Annotated in this window: 18 protein-coding genes; 4 read left to right on the top strand and 14 right to left on the bottom strand. The window is 43.3% G+C overall.

The genetic code is table 11. The features are described from left to right. Nucleotides 1–7: 7 nt before the first annotated feature. Nucleotides 8–1,183 carry an acetate/propionate family kinase gene (locus ACNQO6_RS17100; protein ID WP_440209752.1) on the bottom strand — a complete coding sequence of 392 codons (1,176 nt, stop codon included), beginning with the start codon at nucleotides 1,181–1,183 and terminating at the stop codon, nucleotides 8–10. A 295-nt stretch (nucleotides 1,184–1,478) separates the two neighbouring features. Then, nucleotides 1,479–2,744 carry a glutamate-5-semialdehyde dehydrogenase gene (locus tag ACNQO6_RS17095; protein WP_440209751.1) on the bottom strand — a complete coding sequence of 422 codons (1,266 nt, stop codon included), beginning with the start codon at nucleotides 2,742–2,744 and terminating at the stop codon, nucleotides 1,479–1,481. Nucleotides 2,745–3,098: 354 nt separating this feature from the next. Between ACNQO6_RS17095 and ACNQO6_RS17090 the strand changes: the two genes are divergently transcribed. Beyond that, nucleotides 3,099–4,412, top strand: a complete 1,314-nt coding sequence (locus ACNQO6_RS17090; RefSeq protein WP_440209750.1) for an alpha/beta fold hydrolase — start codon at nucleotides 3,099–3,101, stop codon at nucleotides 4,410–4,412. Between the two features lie 54 nt (nucleotides 4,413–4,466). Here ACNQO6_RS17090 and ACNQO6_RS17085 read toward each other — a convergent pair whose 3' ends face one another. Further along, complete coding sequence (locus ACNQO6_RS17085; RefSeq protein WP_440209749.1) at nucleotides 4,467–5,309, bottom strand: class I SAM-dependent methyltransferase; 843 nt, start codon at nucleotides 5,307–5,309, stop codon at nucleotides 4,467–4,469. A 281-nt stretch (nucleotides 5,310–5,590) separates the two neighbouring features. Further along, nucleotides 5,591–6,613 (bottom strand): beta-N-acetylhexosaminidase, encoded by a 1,023-nt coding sequence (nagZ, locus tag ACNQO6_RS17080; protein WP_440209748.1) that lies wholly within the window; start codon nucleotides 6,611–6,613, stop codon nucleotides 5,591–5,593. A gap of 237 nt (nucleotides 6,614–6,850) precedes the next feature. Between nagZ and ACNQO6_RS17075 the strand changes: the two genes are divergently transcribed. Then, a complete protein-coding gene (locus ACNQO6_RS17075; protein ID WP_440209747.1) occupies nucleotides 6,851–9,034 on the top strand; it encodes a carboxy terminal-processing peptidase in 2,184 nt (727 codons plus the stop codon). A gap of 190 nt (nucleotides 9,035–9,224) precedes the next feature. Here the strand turns inward: ACNQO6_RS17075 and ACNQO6_RS17070 are convergent, their stop codons facing one another. From ACNQO6_RS17070 to ACNQO6_RS17045, 6 genes are all read right to left on the bottom strand, one after another. Beyond that, entirely contained in the window at nucleotides 9,225–9,668 is a 444-nt protein-coding gene (locus ACNQO6_RS17070; protein WP_376746246.1) for a DUF2147 domain-containing protein, read from the bottom strand. Between the two features lie 207 nt (nucleotides 9,669–9,875). Continuing rightward, a complete protein-coding gene (locus ACNQO6_RS17065) occupies nucleotides 9,876–10,319 on the bottom strand; it encodes a DUF2147 domain-containing protein (protein ID WP_005227299.1) in 444 nt (147 codons plus the stop codon). A gap of 87 nt (nucleotides 10,320–10,406) precedes the next feature. Then, nucleotides 10,407–11,075, bottom strand: a complete 669-nt coding sequence (locus tag ACNQO6_RS17060) for an LrgB family protein (protein ID WP_343580981.1) — start codon at nucleotides 11,073–11,075, stop codon at nucleotides 10,407–10,409. An 11-nt stretch (nucleotides 11,076–11,086) separates the two neighbouring features. Beyond that, complete coding sequence (locus tag ACNQO6_RS17055; protein WP_312050670.1) at nucleotides 11,087–11,449, bottom strand: hypothetical protein; 363 nt, start codon at nucleotides 11,447–11,449, stop codon at nucleotides 11,087–11,089. Between the two features lie 43 nt (nucleotides 11,450–11,492). After that, a complete protein-coding gene (gene hflX / locus ACNQO6_RS17050; protein ID WP_440209746.1) occupies nucleotides 11,493–12,836 on the bottom strand; it encodes a ribosome rescue GTPase HflX in 1,344 nt (447 codons plus the stop codon). A gap of 74 nt (nucleotides 12,837–12,910) precedes the next feature. After that, nucleotides 12,911–13,051: a hypothetical protein gene (locus tag ACNQO6_RS17045; protein ID WP_440209745.1), complete on the bottom strand. Its 141-nt coding sequence runs from the start codon at nucleotides 13,049–13,051 to the stop codon at nucleotides 12,911–12,913. A 190-nt stretch (nucleotides 13,052–13,241) separates the two neighbouring features. Between ACNQO6_RS17045 and ACNQO6_RS17040 the strand changes: the two genes are divergently transcribed. Beyond that, entirely contained in the window at nucleotides 13,242–14,072 is an 831-nt protein-coding gene (locus ACNQO6_RS17040) for a lysophospholipid acyltransferase family protein (RefSeq protein WP_032876530.1), read from the top strand. Here ACNQO6_RS17040 and ACNQO6_RS17035 read toward each other — a convergent pair. Then, nucleotides 14,065–15,627: a phospholipase D family protein gene (locus ACNQO6_RS17035; protein WP_440209772.1), complete on the bottom strand. Its 1,563-nt coding sequence runs from the start codon at nucleotides 15,625–15,627 to the stop codon at nucleotides 14,065–14,067. The genes ACNQO6_RS17040 and ACNQO6_RS17035 overlap by 8 nt on opposite strands. Nucleotides 15,628–15,796: 169 nt before the next feature. Here ACNQO6_RS17035 and ACNQO6_RS17030 point away from each other — a divergent pair, with 169 nt between their 5' ends. Next, nucleotides 15,797–16,807, top strand: a complete 1,011-nt coding sequence (locus tag ACNQO6_RS17030) for a metallophosphoesterase (protein WP_440209744.1) — start codon at nucleotides 15,797–15,799, stop codon at nucleotides 16,805–16,807. Between the two features lie 48 nt (nucleotides 16,808–16,855). Here ACNQO6_RS17030 and ACNQO6_RS17025 read toward each other — a convergent pair whose 3' ends face one another. From ACNQO6_RS17025 to ACNQO6_RS17015, 3 genes are read right to left on the bottom strand one after another with little or no spacing between them, the layout of a single operon-like run. Beyond that, nucleotides 16,856–17,335 carry an OmpA family protein gene (locus ACNQO6_RS17025; protein ID WP_440209743.1) on the bottom strand — a complete coding sequence of 160 codons (480 nt, stop codon included), beginning with the start codon at nucleotides 17,333–17,335 and terminating at the stop codon, nucleotides 16,856–16,858. Nucleotides 17,336–17,343: 8 nt separating this feature from the next. After that, the gene (locus tag ACNQO6_RS17020) at nucleotides 17,344–18,567 is read right to left on the bottom strand and encodes a diguanylate cyclase domain-containing protein (protein ID WP_440209742.1); all 1,224 of its coding nucleotides are present in this window, start codon (nucleotides 18,565–18,567) and stop codon (nucleotides 17,344–17,346) included. Nucleotides 18,568–18,573: 6 nt separating this feature from the next. Then, nucleotides 18,574–19,047 carry a YfiR family protein gene (locus ACNQO6_RS17015; protein ID WP_343580990.1) on the bottom strand — a complete coding sequence of 158 codons (474 nt, stop codon included), beginning with the start codon at nucleotides 19,045–19,047 and terminating at the stop codon, nucleotides 18,574–18,576. Between the last annotated feature and the right edge of the window lie 221 nt (nucleotides 19,048–19,268).

Here is a 19,268-nt window from a genome sequence, read left to right as displayed (position 1 = left end):
GAATAAATTAAGCGTTTGGCTCAATCACTTGACGGGTTTCTTTGGCAATACGGCCTTCTTCATCGGTTGGAATGACCCAGATCTGTGGGCCCGTGCCATTATCAATACGACCTTCGCTACCGCGTGCCAAAGCATCATTTTTCTCTTTGCTAAATTGCAGACCAAAATGAGATAAATAGCCCAAGGTTTTTTCACGGACATAGGCTGAGTTTTCGCCAATACCGCCGGTGAAGACTAAACCATCCAGACGTGGCAGGCCACAACTTAAAGCAGATAAAGATTTGGCCAGACGATAGCAGAACACTTCAATCGCAAGCGTTGCATCTTCATGTCCATTTTCAGAGGCTTCTACCAAGGTGCGCATGTCATTGGATAAGCCCGATAAGCCCAATAAACCGCTTTCTTTATTGAGCATGCTGTCAATTTTCTGGATGTCCCAGCCCAGATTGCTGGCCAGGAACAGATGCAGACTTGGATCGACATCGCCGCTGCGGGTACCCATGACTACGCCTTCAAGCGGGGTCATACCCATAGAGGTATCGACACTATGCCCATTCCATACGGCACAGGTTGAGCTACCGTTACCTAAATGGGCACTGAGCCAGCCACCCTGATTCTTGGTGCCCGCCAGTTCGCTGGCACGTTCAGTGACATAGGCATGGCTGGTGCCGTGGAAGCCATAACGGCGCACTTGATGTTCGGTATATAAATATTGTGGCAGTGCATAACGGTAAGCGTGTTCAGGCATGGTTTGATGGAACGCGGTATCAAAGACAGCAACCTGTGGCAGTTGCGGGAATAAGCGCATGGTAGCTTCAATCCCGATGAGGTGTGCCGGATTGTGTAGTGGTGCAAGCGGTGTCGCGGCTTCAATACGTTCAACGAGTTCAGGTGTAAGCAGTTCTGCTTTGGTGATATTGCCACCGTGTACCACACGGTGTCCAATTGCTTGCGGATTGTAGTTGGCTAAACGCGCCAACAAGGTTTCCAGTGCTTTGGCATGATCTGCGTAAGGAATTGAAAGTTCTAATGGCTCGCCACCCAGAGTGATCCCTTTGATACGGGCATCAGCTGCGCCCAGATTTTCTGCCAAACCGTAAATACGATCTTCACGGCGTTCCGAGATGAGTGCGTATTTGATTGATGATGAACCACAGTTAATTACTAATACAGATATAGCCACGTTTGAACACCTAACAGATTGTAAATTTTATGATGAACACTTTGATCTTGCTGCAATGCATAAGGCAGTGGAATCAAGCGCAATGTTTTAACATGGGATGTCATCTTGGCGAAGATAGACTTTAGCCTATACAACCCGTTTATAAATCAACCTCATCAGTATAGGCTGGAAATAACACACGCTTTTAATTGATCTGTAGGTTTTATCATTATTTTTGTATGTGAGTATATAAAAACACGATAAAGATCAATTAAATGGCCTTTATCGTGTTGCTGTGTTGCAATAGGCGTTTCTATTATTGGCGGATTTGACCGTCGCCAAACACAATCCATTTTTGAGAGGTTAAACCTTCTAGGCCAACTGGGCCACGGGCATGGATTTTATCGGTCGAAATCCCGATTTCTGCACCTAAGCCATATTCAAAACCATCGGCGAAGCGTGTAGACGCATTGATCATGACTGAGCTTGAATCAACACGCGCCAAGAACTCACGGGCTAGACTAAAGTTTTCGGTGATGATGGCATCGGTATGGTGTGAACCATACTTATTGATATGCTCAATCGCTTCATCCATACCAGTCACCACTTTGACAGCAAGAATCGGTCCGAGATATTCGGTATACCAGTCTTCCTCAGTGGCTGTTTTTACAGATACACCTAGGATACGTTGGGTTTCCGCACAGCCGCGTAGTTCAACCTGCTTTTCAGCATACAGCTCAGCAATACGCGGTAAGAACTCTTCCGCAATCGCTTCATCAACCAGTAAGGTTTCCATGGCATTACACACGCCATAGCGATGGGTTTTGGCATTCAGGGCGATCGGCAAGGCCTTTTGCAAGTCGGCCTGGGCTTCAACAAATACATGGCAATTGCCATCTAAATGTTTAATCACAGGAATACGGGCTTCATTGCTGATGCGTTCAATCAGGCTTTTACCACCACGCGGCACGATCACATCGACAAACTCGGTCATGGTAATCAGATGACCAACCGCGGCGCGATCTGGGGTATCAATCACCTGTACGGCATGTTCAGGCAAGCCTGAAACCTGTAAACCATGCTGGATTGCAGTGGCAATGGCCTTGTTAGACTCGAGCGCCTCTGAGCCACCACGTAAAATAATCGCGTTGCCAGATTTCAACGCCAGTGATGCAGCTTCAAGGGTCACATTCGGTCTTGATTCGTAAATCATCCCGATCACGCCTAAAGGCACACGCATTTTACCCAACTGGATCCCCGATGGACGGTAAGCCAGGTCAGTAATTTCCCCAATCGGGTCCACCAGACCAATGACATCTTTTAAACCTTGCAGCATGCCTTTAAAGCGTGCCGGAGTAAGCTCTAGACGATCCAGCAGGGCGCTGTCCAGTTGACGCTGGCGACCATTGTCCATATCAATTTGATTAGCCGCTAAAATCTGGGCCTGATTATTTTCCAAAGCGGTATAGATCGCAGACAAGGCATGATTTTTTAAATGCGTTGAGGCACTGGTTAACATACGAGATGCCTGACGTGCCTGAGCACCGACCTGTTGCATATAATTTTGAATAGAGTCTTGCATAGCAGTTTGATATTTGCATGTATTTATAAAGATAGTAACAGTCAAAGGCTGAACAATGAATAGGCGAAACTGACAATTCAACAAATTATAAAACGTTAATTGGCGCAAAATTTTTTATTTTAGTGCGATGAAGATATTGAATCTAAAGCCAAGACTACATATTTTGCAAAAGATTATTCATTTAAACAAGATGAGTGGTTAAGGAAATGATTGCGTATAAAACGTGCATACGTATAGAATGAAAAAGTATAGGATAAATGTAATACAAATTTTATAAATTTGTTAACTTGCAAGAGCAAATCGCTGAAAATGAGATGCTTGCAACAGAAAAATAAACAAGGATGGAGGAAGGACATGAATTCCATTATCCAAATGGACTCGGATATAAATCATACCTACACAGGCTTTGGTTTTTTCGACATTTACAATAAAAACAGTTTTAAGCAGCCAGCGCGTACCACGTGGATTGATGGCTGGAAAATTGAATATATGGCCATTGCAGATCCTAAAACGATCTATAACACGCCGATTGTAATTGTTGGGGGCGCATTTCAGAACTTTAACTCTTATAAGTATTGTGTGGAGCAACTCTTTGAGAGTGGGCCTGTGATTTTAATCGATTTACCATCAATGGGTGCGAATCAGCAGATTCGTAATGTTGATACCGGTGAATCTGCTGGAATTCTGGAATTGCCTGATTTATCAAAAATGCTCGGCCAGTGGCTGGATATCGTTGGAATTGATAAGGTTTCAATGATGGGGATGTCATTGGGATCGGTGGTGGCTTCTTCATTTGCCGATCAACGTCCAGAGCTGATTGACCGCATGGTGTTGATGGGAGTGATGCAGAAGACCCGTAAAAGCTGGCGTATGCTGCTGGAAGAGTCTTTGCATTTAATGCGTGAAGACCGTATGGAAGAGTTTGGTCAGGCGGTGATTCTCTATCTTGTCAATCATGCCAAACTGGACAAGACACGCATGTCACCTACGGCAAAGCGTCTGTTTTTTAGACAAATGGCTGAGTTTAGTGCCACAGAGCGTGAGCGTTATGAAATTAACTGCAACCGTTTATTGCGTTTGAGTGATGTGCCGGTTCCGCAATGTAAGACCTTGGTTGCAGCGGGGCAATATGACAGCTTTACCTTACCGCATGAAAATGCCGATTTTGCCTTGCAATGTCAGGACATGCAGTTTGCCCTGATTGCCAATGCAGATCATGTACCGCAATTGCAACGCCGTAAAGAAACCATGAATCTGTTTACCACCTTTTTAAAAGGGGAATCTATCGATAATCTGGATGGCATCATACCGATGAACCGTGAGCAGATGCAGCAGATTGAACGTCGTGGTGAAGAACGGATCGCAGTGCTACAACCCGAAAGTAAACTGACCCATCGTCATTTGGATACTGAGGCAGCGGTGAGCATTGTGGATATCACCTTCTTTGGTGTGTACCTAAAACTTCATCAACTGGATCTGCTTGACTATATCCGTCAGCATCCACGTGATTTGGCCTTACATCTGGTCGATGAAGAAGGCGAGTTTAAAATTGAATGTTTAATCTTTGATGCAACTGAGCAAGGACTGCGCATCTTGTTTAAACATGGCAGTTTTGATATCGCAGAGCGTTTGACCCGTTTCATTCAACGCCAGAAGCCCGCTAAATAACGTGTATTCCGGAATTAAAAAAGTGGCAATTTGCCACTTTCTTTTTGGCTGATGTTATTGATTGCTCGCCTGAATCATCCAGACCAAGTCTCCTAAATGTTGCTCTTTATTTTCTAACGCGGTGTGCTCAAAAAATTGCTTCGGTTGTAGGACATCAACCTGATGAAAACCGGCTTTCTGAAAAAAGTGTTCGACTTCAGCAGGGGTTTTAAAATGAAAACTAAAGGCACTGCGAGACATCCATTTCAGCAAGCGGCTACTATTCCAGATAATTGTTGCCAGTTTATTTTGGGTCGGTTCTGGGTAGATATCGGTTAAATAGTGCAATGTTTGAAAGTCTTGACCATAGGTAGCAATCGCTTGAATGAGTTGTTGTAACAATGGTTTTTCAAAGTAGTTGATCAACCCTTCACTAATGACCACCAGTGGACGTTTCGGATCAAAGATTTCGAATGCTGAAGCAAATGCTTCCGTAAACAGGTCTACCGATAATACAGCATCGCTATGACTTTCAATTTGCTGCAATGCCGCCTGTTTGGTGGCCGCCATATCCGGTAAATCCAGTTCACGATAGCTGATTTCAGGGTAATGTTGTCTAAACCACCAGCCACGTGGTGATAAGCCACAGGCAATTTCTAGCACTTGTAGATCAGGATGTTGTTCAATCAGTTTTTTTAAATGGCTATCCAACATGCTGTGGCGTTGTTTTAAGGTGGTACGCATGCTGCCACCGACATATTTTTCCGCCCAGCTTTCGATGGGATGGACTAAGGCGGCGAGTGTTTTGCCTTTTTTTGTTGCCAGCGCCGGATGTGAGATCCCCATTTGATACCAGATATAGCCTGTGTAGTGTGCAGTAAATGAAATATGGCGGTGTTTTGAAAGTTGTTGTGTCATCTGTCCTAGACTCTATTTTCCTGATTCTTATTTTTAACGATATCTATAACGGTGTCTTGCCGAGTTCTCATCTGATAACAGGATAAGCTTTCAGCTGGAGTTACTTTGGTTTTGCCCAAAGTAACCAAAGGCATTGTCATCCGCAAAACCTGTTCACTCCTTGCATGTGATTAATTTCAAAAAGGTAGACATAACATCTATCTTTTTGATATCACGCAGGTTGCGGATGACTTTACCGAGTATCTTATATCGGCAAAAACCTCTTTTTGATGTGAGCTAAGTTAAAACGAATTCTTAAATTCTTCAATGACTTTTCTGACGTTGTGCCAGTTTTCATTGTCTAACGTTAAGGTAGTACCGATTTGGATATTTGGAATCTTACCGCGCATCCGTTCTAGGCGTTGCTGGTTTGGTAAAGGCAGTGACTGGATACCTTCCAATGCATTACATGCAGCGGCGCGGTCATTACACACCAGCCCCATATCACAGCCTGCATTTAACGCGGCTTGAATACGTGCATCTGCACCACCAGCAACACAGGCAGCTTGCATACTCAAGTCGTCCGAGAAAAGTACGCCGTCAAATTTAAGTTGTTGACGTAAGATTTGTTGTAACCAGAATGGTGAGAAACCTGCCGGATTTGGATCAACTTGATCATAGATCACATGCGCAGGCATCAAGGCATCCAGCTGAGGCATTAGCTTGATAAAGCTTTGCATATCTTTGTCATAGATTTCCTGATATGAACGGCTGTCGATTGCTGCGGCAACATGTGAGTCGGCTTTGACTGAACCATGCCCTGGGAAATGTTTACCTGTTGTCGCCATGCCTGCTTTTTTCATACCGCGCATAAAGGCATCGGCAAGTGGGACGATGTCCTGCATATTTTTGGCGAAGCCGCGATCACCAATCACATCACTGACATCATTCAGGTCTAGAACGGGCGCAAAGCTGAAATCAATACCGACCGCCAATACTTCCGTTGCCATAAGCCAGCCGCATTGTTCAGCCAGCTCAACTGCCTGTTCAGGATGAGTGAGATAACGCTCGCCTAAGCGTCCCATAGCGGGTAACAAGGTAAAGCCTTGTCTTAAACGCTGTACACGTCCACCTTCCTGATCGACAGCAATCAGAATCTCTGGACGGACCTGACGCATATGATCGGTTAAAGCACGAACTTGTTGAGGGGATTCAATGTTGCGTGCAAATAAAATCATGCCACCGACTTGCGGAGCTTGTAATAGTTCAATATCTTCTTGAGTAAGTTCTGTGCCAGCAATATCTAGCATCAATGCGCCGATCATAAGGATTCCGTTTGAATTTTGATGAAAAAAACGATAGCTAAATTGTGCAATGATTTGCTACATTTTGTCAGTACAGAATATGATAAAACTACATGATATTGATGATAAGTGCTTATTGGTCATTTATTTATGACGACTAATCAGTACTGCAAGTTGGTAACGTATCGAATGAAATGTGTTCATATTGACAGTATCAGCGTGTAATAATTGCCATATCCAAGGAAGTACCAAAATTTTATGAAACTTCAAATGATAGCGTGTGCAGTTGCAATTGCGACTGGTGGTTTATTTTTCTCTCACACCATGAATGAGGCGTTTGCGGCGACAGAAACACCAGTGGTTTCAACCGTTATCAAGCCATCACAAGAACAAGCGCTCGTGTCACGTCAGCTCGCAACCTTGGTTGATCGCCAGCATTATTTGAATATGCGTTTAGATGCAACGACGTCGAACCGTATTCTGGATATGTATCTCGATAGTCTTGATCCAGATCATTCATTATTTTTAAGCGGTGAAGTTGCAGACTATAAGAATAAGTACGGTTCCACTTTTGGCAGTTCATTAAAAGCCGGCAATTTAACCGGGCCATTTGCTATTCATGCACAATATCGTGACCGTTTGAAACAGTTCTATGAGTTTATGTTGGCCGAATTGAAGAAGCCGCAGAACCTGAATCAGAAAGATGTCTATCTGGAAACCGACCGTGAAAAAGCGCCTTATTTCCAGACGGCTGCTGAACAACAGGCGCATTGGCAGAAAATGCTGGTGTCACAACTGATCAATCTGACCATTAGCAAAGAAGAGGAACAGGCAAAGCAAAAAGCGTTAAAGGCAGATCCATCGCTTGCCAATGGTCAGGATTTGACCGGTCCGGAAGATTTAACCCCGGTTCAGACTTTAACCAAGCGCTATACCCGTCAGTTAGAGCGTATTGGTCGGGTCAAGAGTGATGATGTCCTCGATAAAACCCTCAATGCCATGATGGCGACTTACGATCCGCATAGTAACTATTATCCGCCAATTGATGCGATGGAGTTGAATCGTCAAACCACCTTGCAGCTTGAGGGGATTGGGGTTTCGATCCGACCAGAACGCGGCAATGAAGATTACACCAAGATTGAGACCATCGTTGAGGGTGGTCCGGCAAGTAAATCAGGCCAGGTGAAATCAGGCGACCGCATCATTGGTGTCGCTCAAGATGGCGATAAAATGGTGGATGTGATCGGCTGGCCGAGCTCGGAAATTGTGGGCTTGATTCGTGGTAAACGTGGCACCAAGGTGGTGGTTCGCTTATTAGGTGCAGGGGCACCGATGAGTCAGGCACGTAATGTCACTTTAATGCGTGACATTATTCAGGAAGAAGATGCCGGTGTTCGTTCGCGTACGGTTGAAATCACTCGTGATGGTAAAAAACACCTATTTGGCGTGCTTGAAATTCCATCATTCTATTTTGATTATCGCTCACGTCGTGCGGGAACCGAGTACCGTTCGGTTTCTGAAGATACAGCCAAAGCATTGGAATCACTCAAAGCTCAAAAAGTTGAGGGTATCTTGGTTGACTTGCGGAATGACCCGGGTGGCTCTTTAGAAGAAGTGGCACGTATGCTGGGGCAGGTAATCAAGTCAGGGCCAGTGGTCCAGATCCGTGATGGCAACGGCAATGTCAATGTCTTTGAAGATACCGATGGCGGCGAACAGCTTTATGCTGGGCCAATGGCAGTATTGGTTAACTTGGCATCGGCTTCTGCAAGTGAGATTTATTCGGCTGCGATTCAGGATTATGAGCGAGGCATTATCATTGGTAGTACCACTACAGGTAAGGGAACAGCTCAGGTTCAACTGGATTCACTTGCTTATGGCCAGGCAACGCTGACCCAACGTAAGTTCTACCGTATTACGGGGGGGAGTACGCAAAATAAAGGTGTGGTACCAGATATCAAACTGGTGGATATCTACAATGAAGAGTTTGGTGAACGTAAGGCTAAAAATGCCTTGAAATGGGATACCATTCCAACCGCGCCATTCAAGCGCGAAGGTTCAGTTCAACCTTATATTGCCAAGTTAACTGAATCATCTCAGCAACGTGTTGCAGCAGATTCACAGTTCAAGTATCTCGAAGCGCGTAAAGCGATTGCCAAGAAAACCTCTGATCAGAAAAAAGTGGTGCTGGATATCAACCAGCGCCGTGCTGAATTGATTGATCTGGAAAAACAGACCTTGAATGCTGAAAACCAGCGTCGTGCGGCGACGGGTCAGGCACCTTATGCAAACTGGGAAAGTTATCAGGCTTCGATTGATGCTCTGGTTGAATCACGTGCCAAAATGAAAGCACATTTGCGTCCACCGCTTCCTGAGGAAGAAACCTTCATCACCGAAGCGGCAAATGTACTTTTAGATTATGCCAAGCTACAAAATCGTTAAGTTGATATGGTTTTAAATAAAAAGCCCTGTTTGATACAGGGCTTTTTATTGCTGTTTTGATGCTTCTAAATTTTAAATAGAATAAGCGTCCTTTTCTATTGTTCATTATAAAGACGCTTTGGGCTTAAATAACAGAGCAGTGCCGCTGCATGATTCGAGTAATATTTTCTACCTGTTTTAGACACAAGCGCTACTCAGTGCGTATCCAGATCTGATTGCGGCCCAGCGCAGAAATCCCCAGATAACCCCGTAAATGCAGACGTTTACCGTTGGCACTGAGTTTGGCTTTCATGCTGTAAATCTTGCCTGTATTCGGGTCCAGAATACGTCCACTGGTATAGTTAAGACCTTCACTATGTTTCAAGCCTGTCAACACATCCAGTCCGATAATCGGTTTATTGCTATAGGGCGCAGGGCAATCCACACAGATTTCCTTAGGTACATAACCTGTCCGTGGGGTAATTTTCACAACTTTACCTGTATAGGTGCCATTGGCCTCTTGGCGAATTTCAACGATCCCTTTGGGTGCACCTGTTTTATCATCGATACTTTGCCAGAGTCCGGTGATGTCTTGGGCAAAGCCGAAGCTGCTGATCATGGTTAAAAATAAAATACTGATTAAGCTTTTACTCATTATTAAAAATCCGTTTAACACGCGTTTTTATTATGTAGGATATCTAATAAGCGATTCAATCATTATTTTACATTTGTATATTAATATTTGAAAATTCAATGGTTTTTAATTTTTTGATCAAAAAAGCCTCTCCATTTTAAAATAATGAAGAGGCTTTTTAAATTTATTTAAATACACGTCGGGCCGCTTGATGCTCCCTACAAATATTTACTCTGCCCGAATCCAGATCTGATTCCGGCCTAATGCAGAAACACCCAAATAACCGCGTAAATGCAGACGTTTACCGTTGGCACTGAGTTTGGCTTTCATACTATAAATTTTACCTGTATTCGGATCGAGAATCCGGCCATGGGTATAATTCGAACCATCGCTGTATTTTAAGCCGGTGACCACATCCAGACCGACAATCGGTTTGTTGGTATAGGGTGCAGGACAATCTACACAGGTTTCTTTAGGCGTATAGCCCGTACGTGGTGTTATTTTTACAACTTTTCCGGCATAGGTGCCATTCGATTCTTTACGAATTTCCACTAGTGCCTTCGGTGCTCCGGTTTTGTCATCAATACTTTGCCAGAGCCCCGTAATATCCTCTGCAAAAGTAAAACTGCTGATTGCAGTCAAGCATAACGCCCCGATTAATTTTTTCCCCATTATTAAAAATCCTTTTAATATTCAAGCATTCATTATGAAGGATTTTTGACAACCAGTTCAACCTTTAACTGATATTTGTGGCAAATTTTAAGATAAAGATAAAATAAAAGTCGGTAGCCAAATGGCCGTAAATACGCCATTTACTGCCATACCAAAGGCGGCATAACGTCCTGTGACTGGACCGCGTTGCCATGCTTGTGCTGTACCGATTGCATGTGCTGCCAGACCTAAGGCCAGGCCCGAAGCACGTTCGTCATGAATATGTTTTAAGATCAATGGTGAGAATGCAGCCCCAATCACACCGGATAGAATCACAATCAGGGTCACCATCATTAAAGGGGCATGTAGCAGGGTTGCAATGTTCAGCGCAATTGGCGTGGTCACAGCACGGGTTGCGAATGCCATAATGGTTGGTTCTGACATGTGCAGAAGATATGCCAAGCCCATCGGTAAAGCAACCGCACTGATACTTGCGAAACACAAAATGCCGATCATGGATTTAAGCGGCAAGTCATCATAACGCATTGCAGCCAGAGGAATCGCCAAAGCCACGGTGACGTAGCCGAGCAAGTGATTGAAAATATTGTTCACATGATCCATATACTGCTGATAGGGAATACCGAAAAGGGCCAAGAATGCGATGACAATAAACATGCCAAAAACAATCAGGGGGACCTGTGGAAATTTCTGATTTAGTGGTTTGGCAAGCAGATAACTCACGAAGGTAATCATGAAGCCATAGATAACCATAGACATCGATCCGCTCCTTATAACCAACGCTTCGCCATTTTGGCATAGACCCATAATGGCAATAATGTACTGAATGTTAAAATAAATAGAAAGGCAGGAATTTCCTTGCCCATATGCACCAGCATGATTAACGAACCGGCACAGATGGGTAAAAAGGCAAACGCACTTTCTTTCAAGATTTTATTGTTGGTATCAATCAGACGATTGGAGATTTTTTTAAAGCGTCTCCAGATTAATAAGGTGATTAACAGACTAATCAGTCCGACCAGATTGCCCAGTTCGGGATGACCAAAAGCCGTTGTGATCGCGACAGCTCCTTCACGATAGCCAATAATTAATAAAATCGTGCCAAACCAAGCTGTCCAATCAATATTCTTCATTTTATTTGTTACTCTCGTTAATCTAAACGATGGCTGATCGCAATTAGGATGAGGGAGGATCGATCTCAAATTCTTCCAAAGGTCGCTGGAATAGGGAAGCTTTTTTTCCCAGTATTTCGTCTAATGGCAAATGAGCCTGTTTAATGAGTTGTTCCAGCTTATGTGGTGCAATACAGACCGACAGATGTAAATTGCCATGATCATCATAATGTTCAGACTGAATGACATTCAGGGTATATAATTGGGTACGTAATTTCCCATAAGCAGGTTTTAACACTAAATCAAAATCTTGTAACTGGCCCAACAGACATTGTTGTACCGCTTGCGCAAGCAGCTCCAAGCCTTGTCCTGAATGTGCTGAAACATAGACCCGATCAGGCAGATCTTCTGATTTATAAATAATTTTAGGTGCATCACCGCTCAGGTCAATTTTATTGTAAACATGCAAGATGGGAGCATCGGCACCAATTTCTTTGAGAACAGATTCAACCGCTTCAATTTGCTCTGGCATATTCGGACTGCTGCTATCAATCACATGCAGGAGTAAGGTGGCCTCTAGGGTTTCTTCCAAGGTTGCTTTAAATGATTCAACCAGATCATGCTGCAGATTTCTGACAAAGCCGACGGTATCTGCCAGTACCACCGTGCCAATACCGTCCCAGTCTAAACGGCGCAAGGTCGGATCGAGCGTGGCAAACAGTTGATCTGCGGCATAGACATCACTTTTTGCCAGAAGATTAAATAAGGTTGATTTTCCCGCATTGGTATAACCCACCAGTGAAATGGTCGGGATCGCAGCTTTTTGTCTTGCGGCACGACCTTGCAGGCGGGTTTGTTGCACCTTGACCAGTTTATCCTTGAGCTGGGTAATCCGCACCCGAATTAAACGACGGTCGGTTTCAAGTTGTGATTCACCGGGTCCACGCAGGCCGATCCCGCCTTTTTGCTGTTCCAGATTGCCGGTAAAGCCACGGATCAGGCGCGTGGATAAATGTTTGAGTTGGGCCAGTTCGACCTGTAATTTACCTTCATGGGTCCGCGCGCGTAAGGCGAAAATGTCCAGAATTAATCCCGTGCGGTCAATCACACGACATTTCAAGATCCGTTCCAGGTTACGTTCTTGGGCGGGTGACAGTGAATGGTCAAAAATAACCAGTTCAGCTTCGAGACTTTGCACCAGTTCTGCGATTTCATCGACTTTGCCTGAACCAATGAAAAATTTCGGGTCAGGTTTATTACGCTGCACAGAAAGATGTTCAAGGATTTCAGCACCAGCGGATTGAGCGAGCAATCGAAACTCTTCAGCATCAAGATCATCGAGGAGCTGAACAGACACACTGACTAAAATTGCCCGTTCACCGCTTTGACGCTGCTCAAAATTTTCCACGCGACTATGTAATCCTTATTTTTAAAGTCTTATTCTAGAATAAACTTCAAGCAAAGGGCAAAGCCTTACACGATTTATATGACATTACGACGTAAAAGCTCAATGAAACCGACCAGTGTGCCCATATATAGAATTGACCAGCCAAGGAACATTCTCAGCGCATAGCCATAAGGAACTGGGGTTTGGTTTGCTGATGTTGTGCTTTGCGGATTCATCACATCACCTTTTAATCAATAAATTCGATTTATTTATGTTAATTGATCTAATAAACCTTTTAAAATTGAAAAAAATTATGCTCGCATTCGTTTTTTATGATGCAGATAACTTCTATAAGTCGATATCGGCATGATATAACTGGATGAATTCAATGCACATGTGCATCTATGCGTACGGTTTTAATGATTTATGACTCAAGAAGTAACAGCGGTAAATAAAACCCCATTAAATTTAATCTCTAAATTGAGTTTGTATAGTAAAAAATTAGCCTCAGGCCTGGAAACAATAGGTGAAGGCTTTTATCTGATTTACCGTCATGGTCTATATAAAGATCCCAATAATCCAGTAAATACCCGATACGTACAGTACTTCTGTCGCCGTTTATGCGAAGTGTTCAATATCGAAGTTGAAGTCCACGGGACCATTCCGCGTGAACCTGCGCTTTGGGTCAGCAACCATATTTCATGGCTGGACGTTGCGGTACTGGGGTCGGGTGCACGAATTTTCTTCTTGGCCAAAGCTGAAGTTGAAAGATGGCCGATTCTGGGAAAACTGGCAAAAGGCGGCGGAACTTTATTTATCAAACGTGGATCAGGTGATTCGATCCGTATCCGTGAACAGATTACAGAATTCTTAAAACAGGATATTCCGGTTCTGTTCTTCCCGGAAGCGACCACAACAGATGGACGTAAAGTCAAAAAGGTGCATGGCCGTTTATTGGGGGCGGCCATTGAGGCACAACGTCCGGTACAGGTCTGTGTGATTTGCTATGTCAACCAGAACGGAGAACTTGATCTGGTGGCGCCGTTTATTGGTGAAATGACCTTTGCAGAACATGTGCAGCGTGTCTTGGAAATGCCGAAAGTTACCGCACATCTGATGACTTTACCTGCGATTTCAGTCGAAGGACATACTGTAGATAGTCTGACCAAAGAAGTTGACCGGCAGATGCGTGCAGGCTTGGCCAAATTACAGCAGAAGGTGTTGACGGTATTGCCAGAAACGGCCGAGACTACATAAAGCCTTCAATGGGCAGCCATGAAATGATTTTTACGCCTGCTTTTTGCCACCATTTCATTTTAGGTTCTTTGGTATAAATCAATGGACCTCTTGGCGTTTCCCTCTGCCAGGTAATTTTCTTATTGGCATCTAATACTAAACGATAAGCATAGGTTTTCAGGTTTTGGTCCATGGTGGCATGGACAGCTTGCGCTAATGGAGGACTATTGAGTAATACCCCGATTTCGGTATTTAAATAGGCAGAACGGGGGTCAAAATTAAAGGAACCAATAAATACCTGTTTCTCATCTAGTGCCATCAATTTGGCATGCAGACTGGAACGACTGAGTCCTTTAAGATTGACTTTGGCTTTTTTGGCTAAATCTTCGGTATGTTTATCTAAATCATTTTTATCCAATGCGGGTAGAAACTCATAAAGCTGTACCCCATTTTCCAGCAGTTCCTGACGATATTTTCCATAAAATGCATGCACCACCGCCACGTCATTGGCTTTAAAGGAGTTGGTGAGTACTCTGACCTTGACACCCTCTTGTGCCAACTCACTTAAAATTTTTGCGCCTTTCTTTTCCGGAACAAAATAAGCAGAAATCAAATCAATATTTTTTTCAGGCTGTTCCAGATGATTGATCAGCTGGAAATTCAGGTGCTCTTCTTTTTTGGCTTTGGATTTAATTTTATCAGGGGAGTCCTTCACCACCTCGGCCTTGACCCATTCCAGAGAAATATCCCGATTCATGAGTGAATCAATGGCTTGGGAGCGGCTGGTCAGGTCGACATAATTCTGTACCGTAATCCGTTTATAGTGCTCATCCAGTTGCTGCTTTAAACTTCCATAGCTCAGTCGATGCGATTTCGGATTGACAATTTCCCTGACATCGTAGGCATATTCATGATTCCAGTAATCATCAAACGATTTGGAAATATCATTGACGGCTGTGCCGAACAGCATCACGTCCACATCTGAAAACTGATAATTATCACTGACATTATAATATTGGTTGGTCATGTTGCGACCGCCAATCAAGGCCACCTGATGATCGGCAATAAAACTCTTGTTATGCATCCGGCGGTTAATGCGTTTCAGGTCGAGTACCATATCCAGCGCACGGTATTTGCGGAACCGGTACGGGTTAAATAGTTTAATTTCTATATTGGGATGTTGGGCCAGTGCCAGAAAAATACCTTCAGTCCGTTTGGCATTATTATCATCAATCAGTAATCTGACTTTTACCCCACGATCGGCGGCACGAATTAAAGCGTGTAGAGCCAAAGCCCCAACTTTGTCGTTATCCCAGATATAGTATTGTAAATCGAGGGTTTTCTCTGCTTTATCAATCAAACGAAGACGTGCTGCCAGGGCCTCTAGCGGTTCATATAACACGTGATAGCCAGTCAGATCGGGGTGTTGTTCTTGTAAAGGCCGAATAACCTGAGCTAAAGAGGTTTGGGTGGTATCAATCTGGGCGACAGTTTGAATGACGGGTTCGAGCTTATGCTTGGGTAGCGTGCTACAACCTGTCACAGTTAACGCAATGGCGCAATAAATCGCAAGCATATTTTTATTGTAAGCGGTTGTACTTATCTTTGTATGTTTGCCATTTAAATGAGAAAATTGCGTCATAATCGTTACTGATTAAAAGTTGGGCTCGAGTATACCATTTCATCGAAAAAGATAAATATAAGATGAGACGTATGTCCCTAAAGTGAAGTTAATGAGGGCTGTAATGTCGGATTCAGATACTATTATTTTTGGTTTTTACCTTATTTTTGCTGTTTTGGCATTATGGGCATTGATTCAGGCCTGGGTCCATCAGGCACGTACAGAAACTATTCATCCCTTTAAAGCCTTTGTACATTTGCTGGCTTTTTATCTTTCCTATCTACTGGTTCCGCTTTGGTTCTTTAGTGTTTATGCAGGGTGGGTAGGCTTTTATAGCCTGCATCAGGCCGGTTTTATCTTCTTGTTAAGTAGTGTGCTGATTTATGCACGCTTTATTGAGCCGCATCAGATTCATATCAAACGTCATCAATATCGTCTTAATCCCAAACGCGAGTTTACTCGTCCGGTCAAAGTCGCGTTGGTTGCCGATATGCATGTTGGCCTCTTTTCAGGGCACGAACGTCAGTTAAAAACCATTGTGAAAAAATTGAATCATGAAAAACCTGATCTGGTGGTGGTGGCAGGGGACTGGACCTATGAGCCGGAAAACCGTTTGGTACATGAGCTGGAAGTGCTCAAGCAAATTAAGGCACCAGTCTACTCTGTGCCTGGCAATCACGACGAACAATATCCAGGCCCCCCTATTCAGGCCCTGTTGAGTAAAGCTTTAGAGCAGAATAATGTAATTGATATAGAAGGAAAGATTGTCGATTTTGATGAGTTTCGTCTTATTGGTATCGGCGACTTGTGGGCCGGGAAGGCAAATATGCGTTTTATGCCTGACTTGCCTCAAGACAAGCCTTGGCTGATTTTGTCGCATAATCCGGACACGGTGGATATGGTACCTGCATTACCGACGCGACCCCTGATGTTATCGGGCCATACACATGGCGGGCAGATCGAATTGCCGTGGATTACCAACTATATTATGAAGCGGGTATCTATTCTGGGACATAAAAAAGGTTTTTACACGCATGAGCATGCGGATGTATTTGTGACGGTGGGAACCGGTATGGTGGGTGTACCATTTCGATTTAGAGTACCACCCACAGTGGATATTATTGAATTGATCTAAATAAAAAAGCCGACTGAATTGAGTCGGCTTTTTTATGATTGCAATACCTTAAGGAATGATAATTACATTCACGCGACGATTGCTGGCACGGTTTTCATCCGAAGTATTCGGTACAAACGGTTGATTTGAACCACGGCCGAGTACGGTTAAATTATTGGGTTTGAAACCCTGCTCGATGAAAATAGTAGAAACGCTTTGAGCACGTTCTTCTGAAAGTTTCTGGTTATATTCAGGATTGCCGATATTATCGGTATGGCCGACAATTTTTAATTTTTGCAGGTCATACTTATTCAGCTGTGTGGCTAGACGTACAATCTCTTGCTGATGTTCTGGCTTGATATCGACCTTATTAAAATCAAATAGCAAACGTTCTGGTAAGCCGAGACTCCAGCCTTCATCCGTTAATACGAACCCCTCTTTTTTTAACATCTTGACCTGACGATATTTCAACGGGCCAAAACTCAAACATCCAGCCAATGTTAGGCAGAGTAACGCAATAAATGAAATTTTAATGGTGTGTGCGCGCATAACATGTCCTAAATTTCTGGTTTATAAAGAAACCAATGTGGATTTAAACTTTTAGCTTTATACATGGCTTGATCCGCTTGCATAATCAAATCCTCAGGATTCTCTGCAAACTGAGAAAAGGCAATCCCTAAGCTAAAACCAAAATGAATCATTTCACCATTGAAATCTAAAGGTTCCTTGCAACTTGCCAGTAAACCTTCAGCGATGGCCTGTAAGTGATCCGCATGATGGATAGAATGCAGGATAATAGCAAACTCATCCCCACCCAAACGGGCAATAAAATCTTCATGGCGGACAGAAAGTTTTAAACGGTCGCCCATTTCTTTTAGAACAGCATCACCGGCCAAATGTCCATACTGATCATTGATCATCTTGAAATTATTATTGTCGATAAATAATAAGGCAGAATTGTGACGATATTGCGGGTTCTCAAAAATATCGAATAGCTCTTGATAGAAATAATGACGGTTTGGCAGGCTGGTCAGTTGATCGTGATGGGCCTGAAAAGAAAGTTGGCGATTTTCTTTTTGCAGATGCGTATGCCAAATCTGAATTTCTTCTAACAGTTCGTTAAATACCGCATTTAAATTCTGGAATTCTTTAATATGATTGGTGGGAAAACGTAGATTATAGGCTTTCTGATCACTGACCAGCTGGGCAATATGTGTCAGCGGTTTAATCGCCTGCATAATTTGACGATAAGTAATGTTTACTGACCATAATAAGGCAATCACAATAAAGAACATCGAAATTGCCAAACCGATAATAATGGTTTTCAGGAAATGCAAAATATTTTCTGAGCTTCCGTATAGCACCAGCTCCCCAACTTTTTTCTTATGGTGCACAATCATTAACTTGACGGGATCATGTAAAAACCAGCGATCCATCAGATCCTGCATCATGGAAGTATGGGCTATTTTTTTGGTACTTTCGGCAAGAAGCTGATGTTGGGGATCATATACATGGATCGTTCGAATGGCATGCTCACGCGTATAGTCATCCAGAATCTGATCAATGGCACCTTTATCCCTAAACACCACTGCTGGCTGAATCCGTTCAAGCACGGTCTGGCTCAAAAGCTGTAAATTCTGTTTGGCATAAGTTTCCATGGTAAACATGGAAATTGTGGCAAAAGTAAAAGAACAAATCACGAAAGTAATCGCAAAAATTGCAAACTGCGATTTACGGAATAATGCATGTAAGGAAGTGGACTGATATAAATTGGAAATCATCTGCACTTACTCCGCATTCTTCGCCAAGAGCAAAACTCGTGGATCGATATGAACTTTGGAATAACTCAATGCTTCCAGATTGACCTTAAAGGTTGAGTTGGTTCTTTTATTATATAAACAGAAAATACTCCCGATTTCACACGCAGGATTATTGGTACTTAAAGAAAGTAATGAGCGCGATGGATAAGACTGAATCAGGTTTTGCTGTTGTTGTGGAGATGTAGTGGTGAAATAAGCCACATGACATTCTGTTTTAGCAAAATCTCTGGCACTCACTGCCTGCACTTGATAATCGTAAGCAAGCTGACGGATATTTGACTGAAACTGGCTGGCTGCCTCTGTATTGTCAATGACACAGATAGAAGGACGGGTCGTATTCGACCATTTACTATAACTTAATATTGATAATGCTAGCTCATAGAAGTTATGCGTGGAAATGGCATAGCAAAGCGGGCTCACAGTAAATAAAACTGCAAGCAAGATAGATCGAGCTTTGATATTCAAAAACCGTATTTTCAATCAGAAGTGCCAAAAAGTGTGAAGCAAGAGACATATTCTACTGGACTTAATTGTTTAAAAAAAGTTCTTAATCACTCAGAAAAGGCAATAAAAGTAACTATTCAGTTCAAAAAATACGCGTTCGACAAAATAATTTAAATAAAAATAGAAAAGGGTGTTGCAACTGATCTGAAATGCTGTAG

The sequence above is a fragment of the Acinetobacter calcoaceticus genome (assembly GCF_051947995.1).
Taxonomy (GTDB): domain Bacteria; phylum Pseudomonadota; class Gammaproteobacteria; order Pseudomonadales; family Moraxellaceae; genus Acinetobacter.
This window is presented reverse-complemented; position numbering and strand designations above follow the sequence as displayed.

Coding starts and splice junctions, on each gene's coding strand:
- ACNQO6_RS17095 (WP_440209751.1), bottom strand. CDS start 2,744: ATGCAAGACTCTATTCAAAATTATATGCAACAGGTCGGTGCTCAGGCA.
- ACNQO6_RS17090 (WP_440209750.1), top strand. CDS start 3,099: ATGAATTCCATTATCCAAATGGACTCGGATATAAATCATACCTACACA.
- ACNQO6_RS17085 (WP_440209749.1), bottom strand. CDS start 5,309: ATGACACAACAACTTTCAAAACACCGCCATATTTCATTTACTGCACAC.
- nagZ (WP_440209748.1), bottom strand. CDS start 6,613: ATGATCGGCGCATTGATGCTAGATATTGCTGGCACAGAACTTACTCAA.
- ACNQO6_RS17075 (WP_440209747.1), top strand. CDS start 6,851: ATGAAACTTCAAATGATAGCGTGTGCAGTTGCAATTGCGACTGGTGGT.
- ACNQO6_RS17070 (WP_376746246.1), bottom strand. CDS start 9,668: ATGAGTAAAAGCTTAATCAGTATTTTATTTTTAACCATGATCAGCAGC.
- ACNQO6_RS17065 (WP_005227299.1), bottom strand. CDS start 10,319: ATGGGGAAAAAATTAATCGGGGCGTTATGCTTGACTGCAATCAGCAGT.
- ACNQO6_RS17060 (WP_343580981.1), bottom strand. CDS start 11,075: ATGTCTATGGTTATCTATGGCTTCATGATTACCTTCGTGAGTTATCTG.
- ACNQO6_RS17055 (WP_312050670.1), bottom strand. CDS start 11,449: ATGAAGAATATTGATTGGACAGCTTGGTTTGGCACGATTTTATTAATT.
- ACNQO6_RS17045 (WP_440209745.1), bottom strand. CDS start 13,051: ATGAATCCGCAAAGCACAACATCAGCAAACCAAACCCCAGTTCCTTAT.
- ACNQO6_RS17040 (WP_032876530.1), top strand. CDS start 13,242: ATGACTCAAGAAGTAACAGCGGTAAATAAAACCCCATTAAATTTAATC.
- ACNQO6_RS17035 (WP_440209772.1), bottom strand. CDS start 15,627: ATGCTTGCGATTTATTGCGCCATTGCGTTAACTGTGACAGGTTGTAGC.
- ACNQO6_RS17030 (WP_440209744.1), top strand. CDS start 15,797: ATGTCGGATTCAGATACTATTATTTTTGGTTTTTACCTTATTTTTGCT.
- ACNQO6_RS17025 (WP_440209743.1), bottom strand. CDS start 17,335: ATGCGCGCACACACCATTAAAATTTCATTTATTGCGTTACTCTGCCTA.
- ACNQO6_RS17020 (WP_440209742.1), bottom strand. CDS start 18,567: ATGATTTCCAATTTATATCAGTCCACTTCCTTACATGCATTATTCCGT.